At 46.2% G+C, this 23,083-nt stretch carries 19 protein-coding genes and 1 CRISPR repeat array; of the genes, 3 read left to right on the top strand and 16 right to left on the bottom strand.

The window, feature by feature from the left end; all coding sequences use genetic code 11:
* Nucleotide 1: 1 nt before the first annotated feature.
* The 5 genes from B9Y93_RS19105 to B9Y93_RS19085 form a co-directional block, all read right to left on the bottom strand.
* Nucleotides 2-1,018, bottom strand: a complete 1,017-nt coding sequence (locus tag B9Y93_RS19105) for a 5-oxoprolinase subunit C family protein (RefSeq protein WP_085497112.1) — start codon at nt 1,016-1,018, stop codon at nt 2-4.
* Nucleotides 1,015-1,821, bottom strand: coding sequence for a 5-oxoprolinase subunit PxpB (gene pxpB, locus B9Y93_RS19100; RefSeq protein ID WP_342351866.1), 807 nt, complete (start codon nt 1,819-1,821; stop codon nt 1,015-1,017). The genes B9Y93_RS19105 and pxpB overlap by 4 nt, the downstream gene beginning before the upstream one ends.
* A 247-nt stretch (nt 1,822-2,068) precedes the next feature.
* On the bottom strand, nt 2,069-2,728 hold the full coding sequence (gene catA, locus B9Y93_RS19095; protein WP_085497110.1) for a type A chloramphenicol O-acetyltransferase: 660 nt from the start codon (nt 2,726-2,728) through the stop codon (nt 2,069-2,071).
* A gap of 160 nt (nt 2,729-2,888) precedes the next feature.
* Complete coding sequence (gene dhaK / locus B9Y93_RS19090) at nt 2,889-4,649, bottom strand: dihydroxyacetone kinase subunit DhaK (protein WP_085497417.1); 1,761 nt, start codon at nt 4,647-4,649, stop codon at nt 2,889-2,891.
* Between the two features lie 57 nt (nt 4,650-4,706).
* Nucleotides 4,707-5,843, bottom strand: coding sequence for a glycerol dehydrogenase (locus tag B9Y93_RS19085; RefSeq protein WP_085497107.1), 1,137 nt, complete (start codon nt 5,841-5,843; stop codon nt 4,707-4,709).
* Nucleotides 5,844-6,114: 271 nt separating this feature from the next.
* On the opposite strand from B9Y93_RS19085, the gene B9Y93_RS19080 reads away from it, so the two are divergent.
* The gene (locus tag B9Y93_RS19080) at nt 6,115-7,140 is read left to right on the top strand and encodes a PocR ligand-binding domain-containing protein (RefSeq protein WP_085497104.1); all 1,026 of its coding nucleotides are present in this window, start codon (nt 6,115-6,117) and stop codon (nt 7,138-7,140) included.
* Between the two features lie 18 nt (nt 7,141-7,158).
* Here B9Y93_RS19080 and B9Y93_RS19075 read toward each other — a convergent pair whose 3' ends face one another.
* The 3 genes from B9Y93_RS19075 to B9Y93_RS19065 all read right to left on the bottom strand — a co-directional run bounded on the left by B9Y93_RS19075 (nt 7,159) and on the right by B9Y93_RS19065 (nt 10,500).
* Entirely contained in the window at nt 7,159-8,667 is a 1,509-nt protein-coding gene (locus B9Y93_RS19075; RefSeq protein WP_085497101.1) for a stalk domain-containing protein, read from the bottom strand.
* Nucleotides 8,668-8,761: 94 nt separating this feature from the next.
* Nucleotides 8,762-9,559 (bottom strand): hypothetical protein, encoded by a 798-nt coding sequence (locus tag B9Y93_RS19070; protein WP_085497099.1) that lies wholly within the window; start codon nt 9,557-9,559, stop codon nt 8,762-8,764.
* A 158-nt stretch (nt 9,560-9,717) separates the two neighbouring features.
* The gene (locus tag B9Y93_RS19065) at nt 9,718-10,500 is read right to left on the bottom strand and encodes a nucleotidyltransferase domain-containing protein (protein WP_085497097.1); all 783 of its coding nucleotides are present in this window, start codon (nt 10,498-10,500) and stop codon (nt 9,718-9,720) included.
* 251 nt (nt 10,501-10,751) lie between these two features.
* On the opposite strand from B9Y93_RS19065, the gene B9Y93_RS19060 reads away from it, so the two are divergent.
* Nucleotides 10,752-12,062 (top strand): helix-turn-helix transcriptional regulator, encoded by a 1,311-nt coding sequence (locus tag B9Y93_RS19060; RefSeq protein WP_085497094.1) that lies wholly within the window; start codon nt 10,752-10,754, stop codon nt 12,060-12,062.
* A complete protein-coding gene (locus B9Y93_RS19055) occupies nt 12,049-12,867 on the top strand; it encodes a WYL domain-containing protein (RefSeq protein WP_085497092.1) in 819 nt (272 codons plus the stop codon). Before B9Y93_RS19060 ends, B9Y93_RS19055 begins: the two co-directional genes overlap by 14 nt.
* A gap of 166 nt (nt 12,868-13,033) precedes the next feature.
* Here the strand turns inward: B9Y93_RS19055 and B9Y93_RS19050 are convergent, their stop codons facing one another.
* From B9Y93_RS19050 to cmr1, 8 genes are all read right to left on the bottom strand, one after another.
* Nucleotides 13,034-13,771: a Fic family protein gene (locus B9Y93_RS19050; protein ID WP_085497090.1), complete on the bottom strand. Its 738-nt coding sequence runs from the start codon at nt 13,769-13,771 to the stop codon at nt 13,034-13,036.
* Nucleotides 13,772-13,925: 154 nt separating this feature from the next.
* A CRISPR array of direct repeats spans nt 13,926-14,230; the repeat unit is 32 nt; unit sequence ATTTCAATCCACGCACCTACATGAGGTGCGAC.
* Nucleotides 14,231-14,410: 180 nt separating this feature from the next.
* Nucleotides 14,411-15,358, bottom strand: coding sequence for a DUF6602 domain-containing protein (locus tag B9Y93_RS19045; RefSeq protein ID WP_085497088.1), 948 nt, complete (start codon nt 15,356-15,358; stop codon nt 14,411-14,413).
* Between the two features lie 36 nt (nt 15,359-15,394).
* The gene (cmr6, locus tag B9Y93_RS19040) at nt 15,395-16,186 is read right to left on the bottom strand and encodes a type III-B CRISPR module RAMP protein Cmr6 (RefSeq protein ID WP_244903500.1); all 792 of its coding nucleotides are present in this window, start codon (nt 16,184-16,186) and stop codon (nt 15,395-15,397) included.
* Between the two features lie 4 nt (nt 16,187-16,190).
* Nucleotides 16,191-16,568, bottom strand: a complete 378-nt coding sequence (gene cmr5 / locus B9Y93_RS19035) for a type III-B CRISPR module-associated protein Cmr5 (protein ID WP_085497084.1) — start codon at nt 16,566-16,568, stop codon at nt 16,191-16,193.
* Nucleotides 16,568-17,476: a type III-B CRISPR module RAMP protein Cmr4 gene (gene cmr4, locus B9Y93_RS19030; RefSeq protein WP_085497082.1), complete on the bottom strand. Its 909-nt coding sequence runs from the start codon at nt 17,474-17,476 to the stop codon at nt 16,568-16,570. The genes cmr5 and cmr4 overlap by 1 nt, the downstream gene beginning before the upstream one ends.
* 2 nt (nt 17,477-17,478) lie before the next feature.
* Nucleotides 17,479-18,774, bottom strand: coding sequence for a type III-B CRISPR module-associated protein Cmr3 (gene cmr3, locus B9Y93_RS19025; protein WP_085497080.1), 1,296 nt, complete (start codon nt 18,772-18,774; stop codon nt 17,479-17,481).
* Complete coding sequence (gene cas10 / locus B9Y93_RS19020) at nt 18,771-20,633, bottom strand: type III-B CRISPR-associated protein Cas10/Cmr2 (RefSeq protein WP_085497078.1); 1,863 nt, start codon at nt 20,631-20,633, stop codon at nt 18,771-18,773. Before cas10 ends, cmr3 begins: the two co-directional genes overlap by 4 nt.
* A complete protein-coding gene (cmr1, locus tag B9Y93_RS19015) occupies nt 20,621-22,108 on the bottom strand; it encodes a type III-B CRISPR module RAMP protein Cmr1 (protein ID WP_085497076.1) in 1,488 nt (495 codons plus the stop codon). The genes cas10 and cmr1 overlap by 13 nt, the downstream gene beginning before the upstream one ends.
* Between the last annotated feature and the right edge of the window lie 975 nt (nt 22,109-23,083).

Raw genomic sequence — 23,083 nt, 5'->3', positions numbered from 1 at the left:
TCTACAAGCCTCCTTGCTTCAAATACAATCCAATCGCACACTCCAGTCTTCTCATTAACTGTTCCGCTAATGTATACATTTGCTCTGCTTCTTCCAGTGTGATTTCGTCAAACCGTATCCAATCCCCTGGTCTTACCTGTGCCAGGATTGGGAGGTCCACACTGGCGACTTGAGCAATCCGCGGGTAACCGCCGACGGTCTGACGATCCGCCATCAGGATGATCGGACTGCCTTGTGGCGGTACCTGAACCGTTCCAAATACAACCGCACTGGACAGCAGCTCTACTCGATTGTCCATCTGGATTTCTGGCCCCTCCAAACGGTATCCCATTCGATCCGATTGGGACGATACCCGAAATCGATGGCTTGAGAATGCCTCTTTGCTCGCTTCTGTAAATTGATGATACTCTCTTCCCCGAACAAATCGCACAAGGGGCTCCTCATGATAAGCAGGACGATTGAGCTCTCCGATAAACCATGATGCTGCCGTAAAAGGGCTTGCAGTAAGCTCAGGCTCGATATTCGCCATATAAGAAGCCGCTAGACTCGAAGGTTCTCCGATTGGAAGAACATCTCCCGCCAATAAGGCTCTGCCTTCATGTCCTCCAATTTGCGCTCGCAAGTAAGTGCTGCGGCTTCCAAGCACCAACGGCACATCCACACCCCCTGCCACAGCCAAATAGGCACGCGCCCCTGAAGAGCAAGCGCCGAATTCCAGAATCTCGCCAGCACGCACCCATACAGGTCTCCACAAGGGTACGATCCTGCCGTTTATTCTTGGTTCAAACGGAGCGCCGCAGATAGCAACGAGAGAAGCTTGCTCGAACTGAATCGCAGGTCCCCACATTGTGACTTCCAAGGCCGCCATTCCTTGAGTGTTGCCCGTCAACAGATTCGCCATTCGAAGCGCATAGCGATCCATCGCCCCGCTGACAATGACTCCCTGCTGCTGGTAACCATCTCTGCCAAGATCCTGCACAGTCGTGAGCAGTCCCGGCTTCATTATTGTTAGGCTCATAGCTCCTCCTCTGTCCACTCTGCATATTGTTCCACCGTTATAGGCCGAAACCGAACGATATCTCCCATCTGGAGCAAGCTGGGCGTTAAAGACTCGGGACGAAACAGCCTTCTCGGTGTTCTTCCGATTAGATTCCACCCTCCAGGTGTGGAGATGGGATAGACTCCCGTCTGCTTGCCGCCGATCCCAACAGATCCTGGCGCAATGCTTGCTCTTGGCGTACTCCTTCTTGGAACCTCAAGCCGCTCAGACAAGCCGCCTAGATAAGGGAAGCCCGGAGCAAAGCCTACCATATGAACAAGATAGTCCTGGTTGCGATGCAGGTCGATGACCTCTTCAACTGAAAGGCCTGCATGCGCTGCAACGAGCTCTAGATCAGGTCCATACTCGCCGCCATAGCAAACAGGAATATCAACAACTCTCGATTCTCCGACATCCATGTGCTCCATGCTGATTAGGAGCTCTTCCATCCACTTCTTCATATGTTGATAGGGAGATAGGCGCGCATGAGCGATATCCTGATCTAATTGATAACTTAATCGATAACTGCCCTGCATCCCTATGATCTTCATTGGATCATAAATGACCGTAACGGTGGTGTACGCGGGGATAATCTCGATGACTTCAGGCCGCTGCCTTTTGTTCAACCATGTGCAAAAAGCGCGGATGCGCTGGTGCGTGTCCACCGCAATGCCGCCACCCCAATCGATAACAAGCGCACGATCACCCAAAGGCTGTATGGAAACAGACATTTCCACATTCTCGGCTACTCTTCCTTTCTTCTTTTCGTTTGCTTCACGCACACTACACACCTCTGATCTGGCTCATATTAATCCTGGTAACAGCGAGATACATACTACTCGATTGTATGTTGAATGTTGATTATTTTTGAGCGTTGATTCTATTCTATCTTAGCATACTGCATTTTCATGTATGGGTGAATGGAAAGGGGATGACATATCCGAATAAAAAACACTCCCCAACGACGACGTCAGAGAGTGTTGATATAAGAAAAAGCTACGTGAAAGGCATTGGCTATTGAGCCCATGATCAATCCCTTGCAAGCCACTCCTTGCAATGATCTGCACGCAATTGCAGTTCATGATACAGCAATCCAGCATGGTATCCGTCACAAACGGCATGATGGAATTGTACCGACAAAGGCAGCAAAGTGGTGTCGGCCTGCTGAACATACTTTCCGATCGTAAAGATCGGCAGTAAATACGTCCCCTCGTTATGGACATTCAGGTTAAAGCCCGTGAAGCTAACCCATGGAATGCTAGAGATAGGGAACGTATTGGGCGGCTCGTCAGGTTTAGCGACAAATCCCTTCACCTTTCCATACTGCTTCATATCGTCCAGATAGTGATTGTAGAACCTCTCAAATGGTTCACTGTACAAGCTCCAAATGCTAGAAAAAGTCTTATCCTCATCATGAAAGATCGTATAGCTCGGAGACATGGTGTCCCAATAGCCCAGCCTTCCTTCAGCATCAAAGCATGTACGAAATTCCACATGTTGATTGACCACTGAAGTGATCATGTGGATGAATGCGGGATACAGCTTGATTCCCTTATGCTTAAGTTCTGCCAGAAGCAGCGTGATATCAAGGTTTGCAGTCATGCTGTACGTGCATCTGACATGATTTAAGTAATGCTCAAAATAAGGTTTTCGACTCCATTGATCGATAACAATCGGATTAAAACGCATTGCTTACAACCTCCCAAAATAAAAGTTTCTCATTTTAGGAGGCTTGATCCACTGCTTTAACCATACCTATGCCATTCCCTTCTTCCTATTTTTATCGGCAGCATGAAGATGCTCCGAGCTACAGCTTTATATTACACGAATAGGAAAGGGAGATGTGCAATTATTTCATCGCTTTGGCAAGCGTCGTAAAGATGACACCCAAGGCATAGGCACCTGCATCCGGGTAGCCAAGACTGCGCTCGCCTACCGTGCCGGCGCGCCCCATTCTAGCCACGATCGTCTCGGTGTACTTCGCGCCTTGCACCGCTGCTTCCGCTGCCTTCGCAGCCGCCGTCTTGATGTCGTCGCCTTCCGTCGCACTTTGCACCCAGCGATCCGCAAATGGCGCCAGCGCATCGACAAGCGTCTTATCGCCAACGACAGCGCCTCTGCCGAAGGAGCGCTCGCCTGTATCCTGGATGCCTTTGACCACGGCTTGCATCATGCTTGCGAATTCGCTGACGCTTACGATCATCTTATCGCCTGCGGCTTTGCTTGCCGCGCGGAACGCAGAGCCCCAGATCGGGCCGGAAGCGCCGCCGCAATGCTCCATGATGACTAGAGAGCAGGCATTCAGGAAGTCCCCAATGGAGGATGTATGATGCTCCGTAATCTCTGCCCATTCGCGCTTCAATTGCCTAAAGCCTTTCGCCACGCTCATACCGAAGTCCCCGTCGCCAGCATGTGAATCCAGCTCGCAGAACGGCACCTCATTTTCGATAATAACCTCGCTCATCTTGTCCACAAGATAGATCAGATTATCGAGGGTAAAGGTGTTATTGGAAATCACCGCATGCTTAGGATCAGTTTCCGTCTGATAGGATACTTTATGACTTACGGCTTCCTCTGCGATCCCTTCTTCCACAGGAAGCGGCAGAAATGGACCTGACACCTGAAGCGCGGGCGTATCGCAGCTTGCTGACAAGTAATGCTTTAATTCCTCGTCGAGCTTCATGATCGTAACGGAAGCGCCGTCCATATCAATGCTCGTCATGTAGTTGCCGACGAATACTTTGACGATCGACACCGGCTTGTCTTTAAGCGCTGCGACTACCGCATTCGCGAGCAGGTACAATTCCTGCAGAGGCGATCCGCCGAAGCCGTTAATCAGCAGCGCAATCTCCTGTGTCGAGCCTACCAGCAGATTCATGTCGCGAAGGAGATCGCTCACCATCTTGTGCGCTAATTCATCAGCGGAAGCCATCTTCTCCCTGCGAATGCCTGGCTCGCCATGGATGCCGACCCCGTATTCAAGCTCATCTTCGCCAAGCTCAAACGTAGGCGTGCCTTTGGCTGGAACCGTACAGGAGGTCAGGGCGAAGCCGATGCTTCTCGTGTTGTCGATGGCCTTCTGCGCCACAGCCTTTACTTCTGCCAGCGCTAAGCCTTCCTCTGCCGCCGCGCCTGCGATCTTGTGAATAAGCACCGTGCCTGCTACGCCTCGTCTGCCTACCGTATACAGGCTGTCCTCCACTGCAATATCGTCATCGACTTTGACATAGTCAACAAGCAGGCCATCTTCGCTGGCTAGATGTGCCGCATTTTTGAAGTTCATGATGTCGCCGCTGTAATTTTTAATGATCATCAGCGTACCTTTTTGACTAGCCGAAGCCTTGAGGCCTTGATACACCTGAATCTGGGATGGGGATGCGAATACATCTCCGCATACCGCAGCATCAAGCATCCCCTTGCCAACAAATCCCGCATGGGCAGGCTCATGTCCGCTGCCGCCGCCGCTGATCAAAGTTACTTTGTTCGGATTGATATCTTTTTTCTTCATGATCTTATACTTGCTGTTGAATTCAAGCTCTGGATGCGCCAGGACAAGCCCTCTGCACATTTCTCTTACTAAGGTTTCCGGCTTGTTCATGATTTTTTTCATCGTGCTCATCCTTTCATTACAGAGATCAATGATGCGAAATGCCATGTACTTCTCAACCTATGCGGAGTGCTGCTCTTTGAATTGCCGCCCGATCTGGTCGGCGACGATAATCGCTGCCACCACGTCTTCTTCTTTAACCGGGAACGGCATGGAATGAATCGATTCTTCTGGAATGCAGGCTTTAGCAGCAACCTGGAAGAGCTCTTCTCTCGTCACCTCTGTAACGCCGAGATCTGCAAGGCATACAGGCAGTCCTACAGACAAGCAGAAGCCCAGCACTTCGTTCATTTCTTCCTTGCTTGCATTCTCTAGCACGAGCTGCACGATCGTCGTAAACGCAACTTTTTCCCCATGATAATAATGATGGGTGCCTTCAAGCACCGTCAAACCATCATGGATGGCATGAGCGGCTGCAAGACCCGCGCTTTCGAAGCCTAATCCCGAAAGTAGAATATTCGTTTCGATAATATTCTCAAGCGCAGGCGTCACAAGATTCGCATCGCAAGCAAGCTTTGCCTTCAATCCGTCTTCCAACAGCGTTTCATAGCATAGCTTGGCAAGGCCTAGCGCAGCCTTCGTTCCTTTTGCCGGTTCGCCAACGCCTGCATGTCTGCCGCAAGGAATTCCCGCGTTGACATTGGAGTAGGAAGCGGCTGTCGCGCGAGCTTCAAAGTAGGTCGACAATGCATCGCCCATGCCTGCAACCAAGAAGCGCGTAGGCGCATTCGCGATGACGGTCGTATCGATCATGACGACGCTAGGGCTTTGCTTGAAGTACGCATAGTCGTCGAATTCGCCTTCAGGCGTATACAATACCGCAGAATGGCTGGTTGGCGCATCCGTTGCCGCAATGGTCGGCACAATGATCAAGGCATTGCCTTGCGCCACGCATTTTGCCGTATCAATAGCTTTGCCGCCGCCAAGGCCAATCGTACAGGCACAGTTATGCTGCTTCGCAAGCTCTTGCAGCCTTGCGACTTCAATGCGAGAACACTCCCCATTGAAACCGCTCTCAACGATTGTGACATTGAACTGCTTCATCGTATGTTCAAGCTTGTCTTTTACGCGTGCTGCGTCGTCTTTATGTGCAATCAACAGGGCGGAATCGCCAAATGTCTTAATAAAGTATCCGAGGTTCAAAAGCTCATTTTCACCTTGTACGTATTTCGATGGACTAATAAATGCTCTTCTCATTTCATTGTCCTCCTCTGTGTCGTTATATCTCCATTATAGAAAGCCCTTGCACAAAGGTCATGGAACGTTGAGCGCTAGATAAAGCGCTTTCGGATCGTAATATGTTGTCATTACTCGTTCGAATAGTACTATCTTGTCCTTCGATTATCAGATTATGATATAATTAACCAAAGGTTATATCGAAGCCATGCAGCATTGAGGGACAGCTTGAACATCTTGGAATCTAGGCCTGACACAGCTGGGGCGGCAACGATCATTAGGGGGATAATACATGAGCGCGCACTTGAAGTTGGATACGATTATCGATCTGGAAAAGTGGCAGAAGCTGCAGGATTCTCTGTCTCTCGTCACCAATATGGCAATCATCACCACCGACTATAAGGGTGTTCCCGTCACCAAGCACAGCAAGTGCCAAAGCTTCTGCCAGGCCGTGCGCAAAGACGATGTCTTATCGCAATACTGCCAGAAATGTGATGCTCGGGGCGGCCTTGAGGCAGTGAGGCTGAATAAGCCTTATCTGTACTTATGTCACTTTAATATTATTGATATTGCGATTCCAATCATCGTTTCGAATCAATATATTGGGGCCATTATGGCTGGACAGGTCAAGCTTAAAGAGCCGCTGCTCGAGCTTGAGCAGATCGTAACCCGCCCTCCTCATGCTGCTGCGGATCAGACTGTTCAGGATCTGACAGATGATTATGCCGCTATTCCTGAACTGTCCTATGAGGAGATCACGACCATCTCGGAAATGCTCTATCATTTGTGCAATTATATCGTGGAGGAAGCAATTCACAAAAATGCCACCATCGATATGTACAAGCAGGCGCTTGCTGTAGACAAGCCCCTTGCCGGCTCGTTGTCGCTTATCGACCAGTCCTTCCGCCAGATGGAGACGTTGAAGAAGGAGCTTGAAAACACGCTGATTGACAGCAAGCTGCATCACATGACCAGCCAAAGAAGAATCGCCAAGCATTCGATGCTTCAGCCAGCATTTGACTATATTGATGCGCATAAAAATGAAAATCACAAGCTTGAGGAGATGGCCAGCATCTGCCATGTCAGTCCGAGCTACTTCAGCCGCATGTTCAAAAAAGAAACCGGAGAGAACTTCTCCATCTTCCTCCCTCGCTTGAAGATGGAATGGGCCAAGCAGCTCTTAGAGACGACGGATATGCCGATTGCCGCAATCAGCAATGAGCTCGGCTTCAGCGAACCTAGCTATTTCATCAAGACGTTTAAGCGATTTGAGCGAATTACGCCAGCGGTGTATCGTGAGGTGTATCAAGAGAAGTAAGGGGATAACAACGACACCTTATTTCATCGTAATCGAAATAAGGTTATTGGCCTGCTGCCAATCGACCTTCGCACCCAGCGTCTCGCTGATAAAGCGAAGCGGCAAATAAGCCGTGCCCGCTATGTTAAACGGTGCACTCTGAAGCTCCACTGGCTTGCCATCCAGCTTCGTTGCACCTGTCTTCATGTCAATTGTGATCGTCAAGCGGTCCTTGCCATCCTTCTTCTGCACCACAGTGGCCGTCTTCGTGTTGGCATCCCAACTGATCTCAGCGCCGAGCTTGCTGAAGATCGAGCGCAAAGGCACGAATGCCTGCCCATTGCGAAGCATCGCTCCGCTGGATAGTTGCGGCGTCTCTCCATTCAAACTCACCGTAATTGGCTTGTGCAGCGGAACCGGCTTCGTGTGCATGAATTCATAATCGCCGTAGCCAAGCTCGGCATTCTTATTCACACCCCATCCCCAGAGGGAGCCGTCCTTCTTTTCCATGAAGAAATGGCGATAGGAAGGAGCGATCTGCACTACATCTGAAGCAAGCAGCTCGAATTTCGGATGTGCTGGCATCTGTTTATTTTCAATAGAAGTGAAGTATACCTTGTTATCTGTTGTCCAAACGATCAAGCTGCGTTCCACGACAAAGGCATCCTTTACTTTATCCATGCTCTTTAGCTGTACAGGGTTCCCTTCATGATACTGCGTACCATCCGACATGCCTGTTACCGTTCCACCTAGAAACCACAGCTTGGCATTCGCATCAATCGCAAGCGTGGTCACGCCATTGTAGTAGATCTGTTGGATGTTCGATACGCCTTTCCACTGGACAGGAGCAGCCGATTGTCCGGCAGCCACCTGTGTAGGGAATCTCCACACCGTTCCGTCCGCTGCCAACACAAGCTCGTTGACTAGCATGGTTACCTTAGGCAGACCAGGAACCTGCTTCACCTTGTCCAGCTGTCCGCCCTCATTCTGCCAGACCGTGCCATCCTCTCGGAGGAACAGCCACTTTCCTTCAACCTTATAATCTTCGAATGGAGGCTCCAGTCTGGGAATGGTTTGATCGTAATAACTGACAGCAGCCACCTGATCCAGCAAAGCACTCGGCTTAACACTCGCTTCCTCCGCATTCTTGGTCTGGATGATGTACAGATGCCCTGCCTTGTCCACAGCTACATGCGACAAGCTTCCATCCACGATTTGAACCAAATCATGGACACCCTCAAGCTGGAACAGCTTCTCTTTATTCGGACTCCAACTGTAGACAGGCTGATAAAACCAGACCGTACCGTCCTTTTTTTGAATAAAGTTGTCGCTGATGATCCGTTCCACATCCGTTAATGCCACGACCTGAGTCGGTACAGGCTTGGTGTCTCCCCAGTTCCAAAATGTCCCGTCTTTTTTCACTAAGGATGTCGCTTCGAAGCTAGTTATATTCGAATCCGTTTTCGACTCTGCCGCATAGGCAGGCAATACTGCTGATATCGCCATAGCTGCGACGCTCAAGCCAACGAACCATTTTCGCATATTCATATGATCGCACTCCTATAAGTTAAATGTTGGTATATCTTATATAGACGCTTCTAATATGTAAGAAGTTTCAATGCATCCTCTATTCTTCTCTTGCCTACTCAAGTGTGATAATTCCTTTTTTCTTCTTATTATTCAATCGAAGTAATAGGATTATAGCTGTGATCTGGATAGCTAATGAAAGGAAGGTTAGCGCAGAGTGAAGTAATGACAGAATGGGCGCACCCATAATGGAAATAAAAATAAGCCACTTCTGTGCCCGATGTCGTACAAGCTGCTTAGCCATAGCTAATGAAATAAGCACATAGGCTTGAATCGCGCTAAGTAAAACCGTTGCTGAAGTAACAATCACTAAGACTTTATGATAAAAGAGAGGTTGGAGATAATAACTTGTTATACTAAGCAACATAAAGCTTATAAACAGCCAAGCTGCAAAAAGAGGCTTTAATGGATCAACTAGCTTGAAGACATAATTGATTACATCCGTAGAATCCTCTTCCTCTGTTATCCGTCTCCTTTCCTTATTGAAGCGGTGTAGGTCCACTTCTACTAAAGCCATCAAAGACCCTAAATATTGTGCATCTCCATACTTGCAATAATCTCTAGCAACATACTGCACATCTTCACTTAAAAGAGAGCTGTACTCCCCGATCTTATTCATAAAAGCAATCCTTAGCTCTCGATTGTCTGAATCATGAGTCAGCGCTGCTGCACTGGCATATAACTGGTTGTTTATTTTAATCTTCTCGTCTATCGAAGCCAATCGCGCCTTTTTCTTTTGGGTCATCATTTCTTTAAATTCTTTATACATCCATATCGAAAATGTCCCGATAATCGTTATGACGATGGTCATCACAGGATTAGCACCGATTATTTTAGATATTTCTGACCACACATTATCTATCCCCCTCTATTATCCAATTATATAACAATAAATTCCTTATATCCCAATAGTATCTCTTAAACAACGAATAAAGTCGATGCTTATCCTCACTTGGATGACGCACCGACTCTATAAATATATATAGATAGCGGCAACTGAAACTTTATGCTCTATCCTGTATTGCCGTTGATCGTTGCCAAAAACCATCTATCCAACAAGGCATCATGATTGTCCGTGGATGCTGGTATTCTCGAAGCCAAAGCCTCATAATAAGCCAGCTTCTCTTCGATAAAGTGGTTGATAACCGGGCGGCTAGGCTCAATATCTAGCTCTTCTCCTGCCTTCTTTCTAGCGAGCAGGCCGTTGATGTCCCTGTACAATTCCGTGTCTGTCGCGACCAACCGCTCGACCAATGCCGAGAATTCGATTGGCGGGGTGGTTTGTGCTTCCTCGATCCATTGGCAGGCCAGAATCGGACGAAGGACATAAAAGTACTTTTTAATCCTCACCTTATCCCCCTGCAGGTACTCCCGGTAATTGCCTCTCGCCATATGCAGGTAGTGATACATACAAGCCCTCTGGGAAAAGGAATGGGCAGATTGCTTGCGCAGCTCATCAATCGCGCCAGGCTTCTCCTTATAAACAATCGGTGATTGCAGCCACTCCAGCAGAGGCGGATTGGACTTGCGGTATAAGCGAAGGGCTTTCTTTAAATCCCAGCCGCTAATGTCGAGCATGTCGCTGATCGGCCGCTCAATGACATCTCGTTTTTCAAATAAAGACAGGTAGTCTTCTTTCTTGCGAACGTATATAAATCGAACATCATAATCGCTATTCTGAGAAGGAAAGCCCCATGCCCGGCTGCCAGACTCACAAGCATATAGAATGCGAACCTGCTCCTCCTGCTCAATCCTTGATAGCTCCCTTACGATACGCTGCCTCATATCCATCATAGGCTATTCCTCCTTTATCGTTTGGTTATCATCGCTGCTTCCAAGTTCAGGTGCTGTCTCCATATTGCCTCAGATCGTGTGATTCGAACATGGCGAAAGTATTACGAGTAAGAATAAAAATAACTCTTCCACCGAATTTCAAAATAAACATACAAAGAGGCAGATTGATTGAATAAGGCTAATTATGCTCCCTATTCCCCTTCATGGGCTGATACAATAGAAGGAACAACTTAGCTGGAGGGTGGTTGAACGTGGCAAAGGAAAGCTTTGATAAAGAGATCCAATTTCTTCGTATGCTCATGCTGACGAGCGGAGCTTATAACCGAGTTCAATTTGCAGAGCGGCTTGGCATCTCGGTCCATACCTTCGACAAGACAACACGAAGATTGAAGGAGATTGCCGCTGCTTCTGCCTCGCCCTCCGTCAATACTAAAGACCAAGAGCTTCCGCTTGCTGTTCGATACAACTATTACGAGTCAGCCGATCCGCTTCTGCTGTTTTTATTCCGCACCAAGTCATTGAAGGAATCGGAGTCCGTCCGGATCACTCATATTCTCGAAGCGCTGAATGGCCAGGCGCTGACCGTAATGGAGCTGATCGATGCCTGCAGCAGCAAGATGCCAGAGGATATGCCTCTTCCTGATGAGAAGACAATTCGATCGGACCTTAAATATCTGGAGTCAGTCGGTGTGATTCATAAAAAGAACGCAAGCCGGCCTTATCAGTATCAATTGCAGGATGAGCTGCTTCGCTCGCTGTCTGACGAGGAGCTTATTGATTTGTATGACTTCGTAGATGTCATGTCCAATACCCAAGTTCCTTCTGTGCAGGGATATTTGCTGCGGGACAGCCTAAAAAAGCATCTGTTGCGCCTATTTGATGAAGCAAGCAGCACAGAAGCCTTTTTATACAAGTACCACTACCATTCACGTATTTTAGATGAAGCCCATCTGTATACACTTTTGGAGGCAATCCGCCATCGCCGCCGTGTCCGCTTTCGCTACTTTACGCCCAAAGCCGAGAAGACCTATACGGCTCAGTCTACGAATCCTCGCTTCGAGCGAGAGGATGAGGGCAAGTGGCATAAATCCCTGCCGCTCAAGATTGTGTATGACCATCAATATGGCAGATGGTATATGCTGAGCAGTGATCGAGAGGGCATCCGCAAGTTTCGGATGGAGGGCATGACGCATCTGGAAGAGGCGGAATCAATTCCCGAAACAGACTTTCAACTTAAAACTGCCGCTCTGGAAGAGAAGCTTCAAACAAGCTGGCTGATCGATACGGGCACTCCTGTTACAGTACGTGCACGGTTCTTCAGTCCAGAGCCGCCAGAGCCTGATTTCATCAAGCAGCGCGTGCTGCTACAGGGACAATGGGGAGAAATTGTGGAGGAAGATGAGCAATCCTTTATTTATGAAATTACGGTCAATGGCATCATGGAGATCAAGCCATGGCTTAGAAGCTTTGGCTCAAGCTGCGAGGTACTAGCCCCAAGTCATCTGAGACGTGACATGATTGAGGAGTGGAAGGAGATTCAAGACTATTATGAATCTATTTGAGAAGATCTTTAACTATCAAATTCTCTCTAGACTGGAGGAATCCGGTACGCTCACGATCACCTCACAGGAGCGAGCGTGGTTAAAAACCATGCTTGGCCAGCCTGCAGCAAAGCATGCTTTTACTGAGGAGACGCTACAAAAATTGCAGCTTGTCTTACAGGATGAATCCGGCATGGATATACATAAATATGTTATGGAAAAAGCCAAGAGCAGGGAGAATCAGGTGTATCACCCTCTCCTTCGCCCCTTGCACCGCTGCATCATCGAGGAAAAAGGAATGCTCGTCAGCTATTCTACGAGAAATGGGCGGGTTCATGAAGAGCACGAAGGCTATCCGTACAAGCTTGAATACTCTATGGTCAAGCGCGAATGGTATCTGCTATGGTTTCATATCAAGCACAGATGCAAGATGAGCACCAAGCTTAGCAGCATCACGGCTGTGTCCGAGCTTCCGCTGCCCCTATCCATTAAGGAAGTAGATCGCATCAAGCACCATGTAGCCATTCTTCAGGCTGTGCGCAAAACGACGGTGCGAGTGAAGGTTGTCCGTCAATATAATCGGGAGCTGTCCCGCATTCTATATGCCTTCTCCTGCTTCGAGAAGGAGGTCTCGTATGACGAGGAAATGGATATCTATGAGGTTACGATTCATGTGGCTGGAGATGAAGTAGAATATCTGCTGTCCAAGATCCGTTTTCTAGGCAAGCGCGTTCAGATTACGGAAGGCGCCTATTTGAAAAAACGCATGCTTGAGACTTCGAAGAAGGCGTTGGAGCGATATTCGGAAGAGATCAATCTTGAGTGAAGAAAATAATAGAATGAGAAAGTCGAAGAGCCTCTAGAATTCCTTCTAGGGCTCGTTTCGTGTTACAGAAATCATATTTTTACACCCTGAATATTTATCCGCCTCGATTTGTGAAGCATCGGCTCGCCTAGCGTTGTTTCATCTGTTCATTGCATGGCCAACCCTGTTACTTTACTGCAGATATATAAGCCTGCAAGCTTTCTGCTGTACAGTCCATAATCAATTGTTCAAACGGCTGTAAATGGCCCTTAATGCTTGCTTCCTCCAACGTCTCATAATATCTCAATCTTGCTGAGTCTTCCGCTTTTACAATTGCCGGCGGATAACCGTTCATCATAAGAATGAAGTTCATTAGCAGTCTTGCCGTACGGCCATTGCCGTCTGAGAAAGGATGGATATAAACAAATTTGAAATGAAACGCCGCAGCAAGCCTTACCAGGTGCATGCTCTCCTTTTGTTCCTGATACCATTCCATAAGCTGTTCCATCTGTTCAGGTACTAAAGTATAGTGCGGAGGTACATGCTGTGACCCTGAAATTCTTACATTGACCATCCGATAGCTTCCTGCATCATCCGCAATATTTTTAAGAACCAATTGGTGTAAGGATTTTATGATATACGGTGTCAGTTCTTGACCTTGCTGAACGAGATCCTGTAGATAATCGATTGCTTCAGCATGATTAATAATCTCAAAATGTTCCCGCAGCTTCTTCCCACCTATCGTTAATCCATGCTCAAGAACAATCTTAGTCTCTAGTAGAGTTAAGGTATTTCCCTCTATGGCATTTGAGTTGTAGGTCCACTCTACTCGGTAAAATTGCTCAAGATTTCGGACCGCGGAGGGCGGAAGCGGTCGATATGAATCCAATTCTGTCTTTAATTGATCAATCTGCTCCAGCCTCATACTGTTCACCTTCTTTATTCAGCCTGCCACTATAGTTCTTATTATACCTGGTTTGTCTCACAATTAGACGAGGTCTTATCATTTCAATCTGCACATCTACATTGAGGTGCGACATCTACCAAAATTACAAAGGATTCTGTGTAATAGATATTTCAATCCACGCCACGCACCTACGTGAGGTGCGACCGCCGTTTCACCTTGAGATCGCCGCAACGATTGAATTTCAATCCACGCACCTACATGAGGTGCGACCGCATAATGGTTGATCGGATCGAGCATTATGATTACGGATTTCAATCCACGCACCTACATGAGGTGCGACCGAATCCATGCAACTCATCTTCGAGGGGTGCTATCTTATTTCAATCCACGCACCTACATGAGGTGCGACACGATGAGTCAGCGTGGTATTGAGCTTACCTTTATTATTTCAATCCACGCACCTACATGAGGTGCGACAGCGGCGCTGGGAGGCCGCGCTGCACAAGGGCTCACAGCCCCAATAGTGCGAATCACACTTTTTCATGCAAATTGACAATGTCATTTGTGCTCAAAAATGCCCGCAGCCCTTGTGTAGAGCGAAGTGCGAATCCCCCAGGGATTTCATGTGCACTTGGGGTTCGCACCACGCCTCATCTTTCATATTATAGTAGATTGTGGAATAGATTCTACCTCTGCTTCATTTAGACACCTATTAAACATTTTAACATATGCTTGATGTGGGAATAGCAACGGATTATTAATCAACATCAGTAGTTGATTCAACTGAAAGATCAAAGAGAGTATGGTTCTTTCCCCCACTACTACTTTATTATCGCTGACCTTACTCTCTTCTTCGTTAGCATTAGTCGTTTTATCCCAGCAACCCACTTTATATTGATCTAACGTAATATCGCTAAAGCTTCCTTCCATCTCCATCACATTGTCCTTATACTGCTCTTCTGCATGATTTAATTTCTTATACCAATTGCTAAGTTTGTCTGATTGAGTCGTCATTTTCAAACGACCATTCTCAGGACAGATCACAATATCAAAGTGCTGCATGACCGCATTCCTGTCCGTCGCCGACTCATTTAGATGGCAAAGTATGTATATCGGCCTCGTCGACGTTTGCGTATATTTCACTGTATCAATAATTTCCCCGTGTGCAACCTTGCCATGCATTCGTGCAATCGAATGAAGAGATGTCCTCAACTTCGTTATACTATCCTTCCATGCGGTGATATTCTGATTGCCCAAGTGATCACTCTTACATTGCACAACCACCGCTACGGCTTCAATAGGAATATATTTGATTTTACCAAAGTTAAAGATATACGGAGTATACTGCTCATCGAAGATAACCAGATCTACTTCTTTGGACACTTTCTCGTTCGAATCAATAATAAATACAGAGCGCTCAATGGAAAATTTCTTCGGGATAATCTGTTCAAATAGAGATTGCCATATCTCTTCCCTGAAGCTCCCTATCGTTACATAATGGTGATCACAACTTAGACGCAACTGACTAACAATGGAACTTTCCAATTGAGAATAATTCTCTGCGATCTTCTTAATAATCTCGCGATGATTAATCTTTTCTTCCATCCAGACACATCCTTTTCTCCTAGAAGCCAAAGTTCATTAACCACGAATAGATTCATTAAACCGACCATATCCTGCATTTGTCTTACCGCCAACTCCTTCATGCTCGATGGCATTCTTAACGAGCTTTCTCGCTAGCTCCAACCAAGCGAAGTTTTCTTTGCTTGACGATTCACATGACAGCAGAATACGAAAATCCGCTCTTACCGATAGAAATGGAATCGGAACCGGTGAATCATCATCACGCGGCGCAGATACTGAAGCAGCGGTATCGTTATATTTGTGATGATGAGGCGTCATCACATCCAGTACAAGAGCCTGACTCACGGTATCTTTGGTAGGAAAAGCATCGTGATATTGGATAAGAGCCGCTCTCTCTGTGGATCCAAACAATATCTCATAATACGCTCCATCTGAGCGAAATCCCGCTTCCTCTTCGCCCAAATACTGATGACAGTAGTGAGCAGTCAGCCCCTTTAAAGCCGTTCCTGGAATATACGGAACACCGTATATTCGATGCAAAGTCAGATGGGTTTCCAATATCGACGATTGTCCTTGTCCCATTACAAGCGGTGACTGACTCCTAATCACAAACTCGGTACAACGATCTTCTGGTAGAAAAGCATAATATTGTGCTAGCCGCTGGTCGTACCATTCCGGAACAATTTCCCATCTTCTAAGATAGTTACCAATTAATTTAGTATAAAATTCTTTTTTATATTCACCTTTGCCTCCGATCAATTCGTCAAATTCCGAACTCTGCTTATCGATGCTGATTAATTTCGTCAATTCCAAGAAAGCATTCATTCCAGCTGCACCTCGTTCTGACATCACCTTATTTCTGTGCCCCCTCTTTATAGAGACTGATCTGTTCCGCATTGACATGGAGAATAGCTTCAGCATATCTTTTAAACCAGATAGAAGCTTGTAGGGCATTGCGAGACAAATGACGGTATTCTGCGTCTGGAATGTTATTCCACTCTGCAAAATTGAGCGCTTGACCCATATCTTCTAAATATCTCAGGTAAGCCGGATCCTCTTTATGGTTGCTGTAAAAATATGTTGCGGTAAGCCGCAATCCATTCAACATCACCATTGACGGGAACTTGTGACACAACCTGCCGTAGGACTCCGCTTCACTTCCAGTCGCTTCTGATTGCTGCATCACACATTGATAAGCGACTTTAGCATAATGATGATCTATAGATTTCATCAACAGTCCTCCTCTATGTAGCGGCAACGTACACGCCCTTTGCCGACACTTATATTGCCGCCAATCTGCAGACTTGACTCTCCACTCAAAGCTTTCATTAAGCTCTGAGCCGTGATCGCCTCTGAAGAACTATGGATCTTATCGCACCATATCGTTCCGTATAAAATGGATTCTACCGGAAGATACTCCTCAGTCCACAAAGCTCCGCTTTCTACTATTTTTGCATCTGAAGAAATACGAATGCGAGTCATTATCTCGCAGCACATCGTGACAAAGTATTGAAAAGCATCATCGGATACGAGCACAAAGCGTTCAGTAAATATACGTTGTGACATCTCATCCGAGAATAATTGCCCGGACAACCAATCTACCCATGTATCCAGAGCCGCAGATGCATCTTGTTCTTTTTTACACTTGAACTCATCCAAATAAATATATTCCTTGCAGGCAAGCACACTAGAGCTGGTAATGAAGGCACTCTCATCGTCTGCTTCATTCCGATTCTTTAATACTTGTTCCCACTGATGCAGGTTAACATCTGGAATCGGAAATCCTACTGCGGCCGCATCCCGAATCATGCGTTTTATTGCCAAAGGACAGGTAACATAGGCAAATGTCCCATATCCACTCGCGACTGGAAAAGCAAGCAGTTTGCTGTCAGACAACACCAAAGAGCCAGCGTTCCCCGCTTCATTGGGTGAAGTGCCAAATGCAGCCTCAAGCCATTGCTCTGACTGCTTCGAAGCAAAATATTCCCGATGAACCCCTTTTATGCTGCTGCCAGGAACAAATGGCCACTCCGTGATGCGTTCTCTTATGATTGGCATATCGACGACCCCAACTCCTTGACCCGTTCCAACATGTAAGGGCGACAAACAATGGATGTAATACATTTTTTTATTCTTCATATCTAACTTCCTTTCACATTCAAATTCATAGGTGTCCAGAGTCCCCACAACGCCAAGCCAAACCCATCTTCCTTGTCAAAAGCCTCTTTTCTGCGATTCGAATCAGATACTGAACACAGCCATTTTTGTTCAACCAAATCCCTTGCATTACCCTTTATGACTTGAAAAAAGTAGACACTGCCTGCTGGCACCATTCGACGTACCGCCTTTTCTCCTCTAGCATTGTGAAACCCTGACACTGCCTGCCATCGAGGTACACATGCCCAGCGAAGTTGTAGATCCACACCTGTGTTCCATGCATTTTCATAAATTAATTGTTCATTGAACCCTTCTGGCAGCCATCCCTTCGAGAAGTAAGAAGGAGTGGCAAGCACCATACGAATAAAAGGGTTGTCTTGAGCACTGGATATTGCATTCAGCATCACATCTGGACAGGACCAATGTTCTGCGGTGACTATTTCACAAAAATGCGCTAATCCTCGCTTGCCGCCAAGAGAATGAATCTCGGATAATTCTGCTGGCCATGCTATCTCTGCGGACCGTATATCTACCTCAGCAAGCAAGTTCATCTCATCCGGCAAGTTAAGAGATTCAGTTGAAAATAAATGTTTGTCTTTGGCCGTTCGAGTACACGCTTCAATCGCGGTATGTACTCTCTCCTCTATAGGAAAGGCTGCCAAGAAAGTGTCGGTTGGTTCATTATCCGTTTTAGCGTGATTGTCCCTGTCACAACAACGTTCCGCGATTCGAGAAGGGCTATATCTATCGTTCCAACGCTTTAGCTCAAGACGCCAATCCGCCTCCGATAATTCATCACGCAGCCACTTTGTCATCCACTCGGATGACATATAAGCTGGAACATGCTTCTCCATCTTGTGTTTATATGCACTTAACGCCGGCCACATCTGCTCGTGCAGCCCGTTTCTTCCAGTACCATAGTACCCTTCCCCTTCATTCATCATGATAGGCCTGCGTATACTGACACACAAATCTCCGCTGTCTTTTTCTTTATAAAAGCTCACATCCTGAGGGATCGGATAATAAATCATTCCCTTGTATTCATAAAGTGGCCCTCGAACTTTAATTCGATGAATATTCCTATTATGAGGGTGATTGAAGGTGTCCTTCATTGATCCTGAGCCAGCATTAAGCTTGCCGAGCAAAGTTCGTATGGAACCGGCTAAAACGCTAGGCATTATATCGGTCATCGTATGTGCTCTTGCACCAGGAACTGCTTCAAATGGCCTGCCATCTCTAATCATCAAGGGATCTATAGGCCGTACTTTTATACCGTTCATTGGTTATTACCTGCCTTCTCCAAAGTGACTGCTAGGATCACCAGCTCAGCCAGCATCTTCAACTGCTTCATTGCCTCGCCCTGTGTCTCATATATTTTTTTCAAATAAGGCAGCACTTTTTGTTCTATATCCGGTTTGATCTCATTTGAAGGAGCCTTTTTCAAGGCTAATCGTACAATTTCTTGCCAAATTAATACTCGCTGTTCATCGCTAGATAGGTTCCATCCAGTAGTTCCGAACATTTGCTGATATTGATCATGCAAATCTCGTAACCCAAAAGCAAATTGAGAAGAAATCCAATGCCATCTGTAATAATCTCTTAATTCCTTTACCCTCTCGCATGGATGGATAGAAAACGGAAGGCTGACTCTCATTTGGTCTCCACCGCTGCGTTTCTGATAAATAATTGCCAGCTCATCTTTCTTTACTTTCGCCATACGCTCTGCCTGCTTAGCTAGATTTCGCACATCTTCCAATGGTTCGAGCATATGAACAATAGCCACTCCAACAGAAAGGGTTGGCTTAGTACAGCCTTTAGGCACTACCTGCTTCATAACATGTTGGAATTCCCTACTCAATGACTCAGATAGTTTAAAGAATTCATTTAAAGACACATAGGCCATGACATCATCGCCACCACTGTAGATTAGTTCTCCACTGTGCTCTTTAACAATAGCCTCTGCTCTCACAGAAAAATGAGACAGCTGCTCACTAACCCTCTGATGCTCCTGATAGCTCGTGAGCGTATCAAGTAGATCACCCATTCGATCTCCGTCCGCCACCAAAAAGGCGTAATATGGATTCAAGTTAATGTGATCCCGATTCAACTTATCTTCCAACATCCCCAAATGATGCTTAATATAGGATATCGTCTCTTGCTTTTCTACCTCAGATAATGAGGATCTCATCTGCTCAGCGATATGATCGACAATATAACCCTCAATATGACTCTCATAAAATAATCGGTAGTCATAAGAATCAATATCCTTGTCCTCAAACCTCACCCTATCCTCTAACCTTCTGCTCAATGCATGCAGCGCAGCGTAATATTCCTTTACACATTTATGGGCGAGATTCTCTTCGTCTTTATCCTGAATTTCTTTTAATGTTGCTTTAAAATGTTTGAAAGCGATTTCGCATACAGATGGGAATTTATCTTCTCGATTTGTTATAGAGAAGGAGAGCCTTTTAACAAGTGCTACAGCATCCAACTTTTCCTTTTCCTTTATACCGTATGGCATATAGATAGAGGCTTTCTCAGGAAATAACACCGATTCTCGTCCGCTGTCCAAGCTGGACTTTTTTTCACCAAACCGTAATTTTCCGATCTCATGCTGCTTGAAGTCTCGCAAAGTCTTTCGTGCAGCGAGCAATTGTTCCGCTCTCTCCCGCGCCACTTGGTATTGGTCTTCACTGTAAAGAGGAACCCACACCGCTTGAAACTCGATCAAGTCTTTCACTTGTCGATCCCACATTCCCTGATTAATGCATGCGCCCAATTGTTCTTTCGCATCGCGCGCATACTCCAACCACTTTTTCGTTACAGATTGACGCACTTCCCACGCTATTCTCTTAGGATCTGCCGTTTCTACAATCGCAAGTATTTTGTTGGCCACTCGCAATTTCTTCACAGCCTGATCATCTTCGACACTTATGCTTGTATCTTCATTTCGCAGGTACGGGAAAATAAGCTCTCCTCCAGAACGCGCAATCTGAAATGCCGCCTCTTTGCTCAATTCTGACAGCAAATAGGAGCCAAACCACAAGTCACGTGTTCTTCGAGCTTGCGCAATAAATTCTTGAACAGGCCCGATAGCGCATAACATAATCAATTTTTGTGATGGTTTTATCTCTTCCAATCTTTGACCTCCTTAATATTCAAAAAAGCTTCAAGCGCTGAATAATACATCCCTTCTGGCTTCGCCATTGGATTATTAACCGGATTCTTATATGTGACGGAAGGTTCATAGATATGATGCTTGTTGATTACCGTCGACCTCAGTTTTGCTTCTATTAAAGATGTATGAGTTTGGTTATGCTTATTTTTGGCTTCGTCACCTGCAAGAGACAACTCAAGACCTTCAATTTTGGGTTGTTTTAATACGATTAAAGCTCCATGACCATCATGTTCACTTACTGCAATTGCTTTCGTAATGAGCGGAGAAGCAAGCCTTGCTTTCTCCTTCCCCCCAGGAGTCAACTGAGTGGTATAAGGTTCCCTGTTCCCTGCACCATTTTCTCCTGTGAATTTCGTAATGATGGGCAATCCAAAAACAGCTCTTGGAAACGCATATTCTTGGTCATCTGAACGGGATATCGTCAGCAGCTCCTTATGCTTGTTTGAATGCATGTTTGTCAACTTGCGAATGGAATCTGCTTCAGGCCAATAACTTCTGCCAGGGCGTTTGGTTCCAGTCTCCTTCGTTGAGGGTCTGCGAGAACGAAATAATTGATAGACTCTTATCGTTTTCGACCACGCATCCCATATTTCTTGTTTATGAAACTGTAGATGGATTTCGTTGGATAACGTCGGCCATTCACGACTTTTGTTGCCAGACAGCAATTGAATCCCATAGGTTTGCAGGTGTTCCTTATACCATTTTTCAACATCGCGCTGGTTGTAAAATCGCTCGTCTTCTTTCATAGAAAAACGTGAACAATACAGGCTTCCACATCCTCTGCGTGTTCTTGCACCAATGCCCCCAAAGTTGATCCATGCCCACAGTGCAGCGTGAATTTCCTTCTTGTATTTTTCCAGTTCTAATTGCTGGTCCTCTTCACTCTTCCCTACTCCCAATAAATATTCGATATAAAGTTCAAACGAATGCGAGGGATAGTACATATCGTCATTTTCTTTCTGACCCTGTTGAGAGTTCCATTGTTTGTTGGTGCACTTTTTCAATGAAGACAGCTTGTTTTCAAAGGGAAATAAAACATAGCGGAGATTGGATAGCTCTTCGTTATATCCTGCTTCTCCTCGTTTCTTGAATTCTATTTTTTGCGGCTTATGTATGGGTTGATCAACCCATATTTTCACTTTACTAGGATGTTGTGTGTCGCCAAATATATTTGATTCAACTTTCCTTAGCTCTTCAGCCGTCTCGTATCGGGCTCCTCTTGTCGCTCGCCACCAAAAACGTAAATGTCCACGAATTGAAGCACTTCGAATCGGGAAACGTGGATCGACATCACCAGGCTCACTGCTTCCCCCAAACATAGGTGTTACCACCTTTATGAAATAGCGTTCTTGTAACGTGCTTCGGTGCTGAGACACCTTATCTACGATGTCATGCAATTGTTTTAACTCTTGCCTCTTGCCATCTTGATCTATCACCTTAACACCTCAATTCATCATAATTTACATCTAATTTGTCTGTGTTACCGAATCAATGCCACACCTACGTGAGGTGCGACGTTATGCTTCCAGCTTTGATGTCTTGGTTTATGATATTTCAATCCACGCACCTACGTGAGGTGCGACGGCCACTCTATGAGACAATCAGCACAAGAGAAATATTTCAATCCACGCACCTGTGAGGTGCGACGGGCTGAATTATGGCGCGTTTAACAATCAACTAGATGATTTCAATCCACGCACCTACGTGAGGTGCGACCTGTAGATTTTGACCTCAATGGATTCATTGTATTATTTCAATCCACGCACCTACGTGAGGTGCGACAAGCGTGCGATTACGGAGCGCCGACCAGTAGAATTTCAATCCACGCACCTACGTGAGGTGCGACGTATGAAAGAAATAAACACGAACCTAGTAGCTTGATTTCAATCCACGCACCTACGTGAGGTGCGACAGCGGCGCTGGGAGGCCGCGCTGCACAAGGGCTCAGAGCCCCAATAGTGCGAATCACACTTTTTCATGCAAATTGACGATGTCATGTGTGCTCAAAAATGCCCGCAGCCCTTGCGTAGAGCGAAGTGCGAATCCCCCAGGGATTTCATGTGCACTTGGGGTTCGCACCAATCTAATTCAGTCTCACACCCTCCTCAGCTAGGAAGGCTAAGACTTTTACACCATCATTATTAGTATATTACACCTAATTTGTCATATCTATGATTCTATCACATTGGGTGCTGGCACAAGTCTAAAAGGACTGCTTCGCTCACTAAAATTCAAGCTTGAAACCTTAATCAAGGACTTGATGGGATAAAGAACACGATCGTTAGAAGCATCAACCATGAACTAAGCCGACCACATTCCCCTCAGACTTACAAAAAATAAAATTGACATTTGCAACATTTCTCTATTATGATGGTTTTACCAATTTTTATATCTTGTTGTGGGCGATTGGC

Source organism: Paenibacillus aquistagni, from assembly GCF_900177815.1.
GTDB classification, from domain to species: domain Bacteria; phylum Bacillota; class Bacilli; order Paenibacillales; family Paenibacillaceae; genus Paenibacillus_B; species Paenibacillus_B aquistagni.
The sequence above is the reverse complement of the archived record's forward strand: the minus strand, read 5'-3'. Positions and strand labels throughout refer to the sequence as shown.

Bases quoted from the DNA above. Each gene is read 5' to 3' on its own strand.
- B9Y93_RS19105 (WP_085497112.1), bottom strand. From the start codon at position 1,018: ATGAGCCTAACAATAATGAAGCCGGGACTGCTCACGACTGTGCAGGAT.
- B9Y93_RS19050 (WP_085497090.1), bottom strand. From the start codon at position 13,771: ATGAGGCTGGAGCAGATTGATCAATTAAAGACAGAATTGGATTCATAT.
- B9Y93_RS19045 (WP_085497088.1), bottom strand. From the start codon at position 15,358: ATGGAAGAAAAGATTAATCATCGCGAGATTATTAAGAAGATCGCAGAG.
- dhaK (WP_085497417.1), bottom strand. From the start codon at position 4,649: ATGAAAAAAATCATGAACAAGCCGGAAACCTTAGTAAGAGAAATGTGC.
- cmr5 (WP_085497084.1), bottom strand. From the start codon at position 16,568: ATGAAATCTATAGATCATCATTATGCTAAAGTCGCTTATCAATGTGTG.
- B9Y93_RS19055 (WP_085497092.1), top strand. From the start codon at position 12,049: ATGAATCTATTTGAGAAGATCTTTAACTATCAAATTCTCTCTAGACTG.
- B9Y93_RS19080 (WP_085497104.1), top strand. From the start codon at position 6,115: ATGAGCGCGCACTTGAAGTTGGATACGATTATCGATCTGGAAAAGTGG.
- cmr6 (WP_244903500.1), bottom strand. From the start codon at position 16,186: ATGTCAGAACGAGGTGCAGCTGGAATGAATGCTTTCTTGGAATTGACG.
- cmr3 (WP_085497080.1), bottom strand. From the start codon at position 18,774: ATGAACGGTATAAAAGTACGGCCTATAGATCCCTTGATGATTAGAGAT.
- B9Y93_RS19085 (WP_085497107.1), bottom strand. From the start codon at position 5,843: ATGAGAAGAGCATTTATTAGTCCATCGAAATACGTACAAGGTGAAAAT.
- B9Y93_RS19075 (WP_085497101.1), bottom strand. From the start codon at position 8,667: ATGAATATGCGAAAATGGTTCGTTGGCTTGAGCGTCGCAGCTATGGCG.
- cmr4 (WP_085497082.1), bottom strand. From the start codon at position 17,476: ATGAAGAATAAAAAAATGTATTACATCCATTGTTTGTCGCCCTTACAT.
- B9Y93_RS19065 (WP_085497097.1), bottom strand. From the start codon at position 10,500: ATGATGGATATGAGGCAGCGTATCGTAAGGGAGCTATCAAGGATTGAG.
- catA (WP_085497110.1), bottom strand. From the start codon at position 2,728: ATGCGTTTTAATCCGATTGTTATCGATCAATGGAGTCGAAAACCTTAT.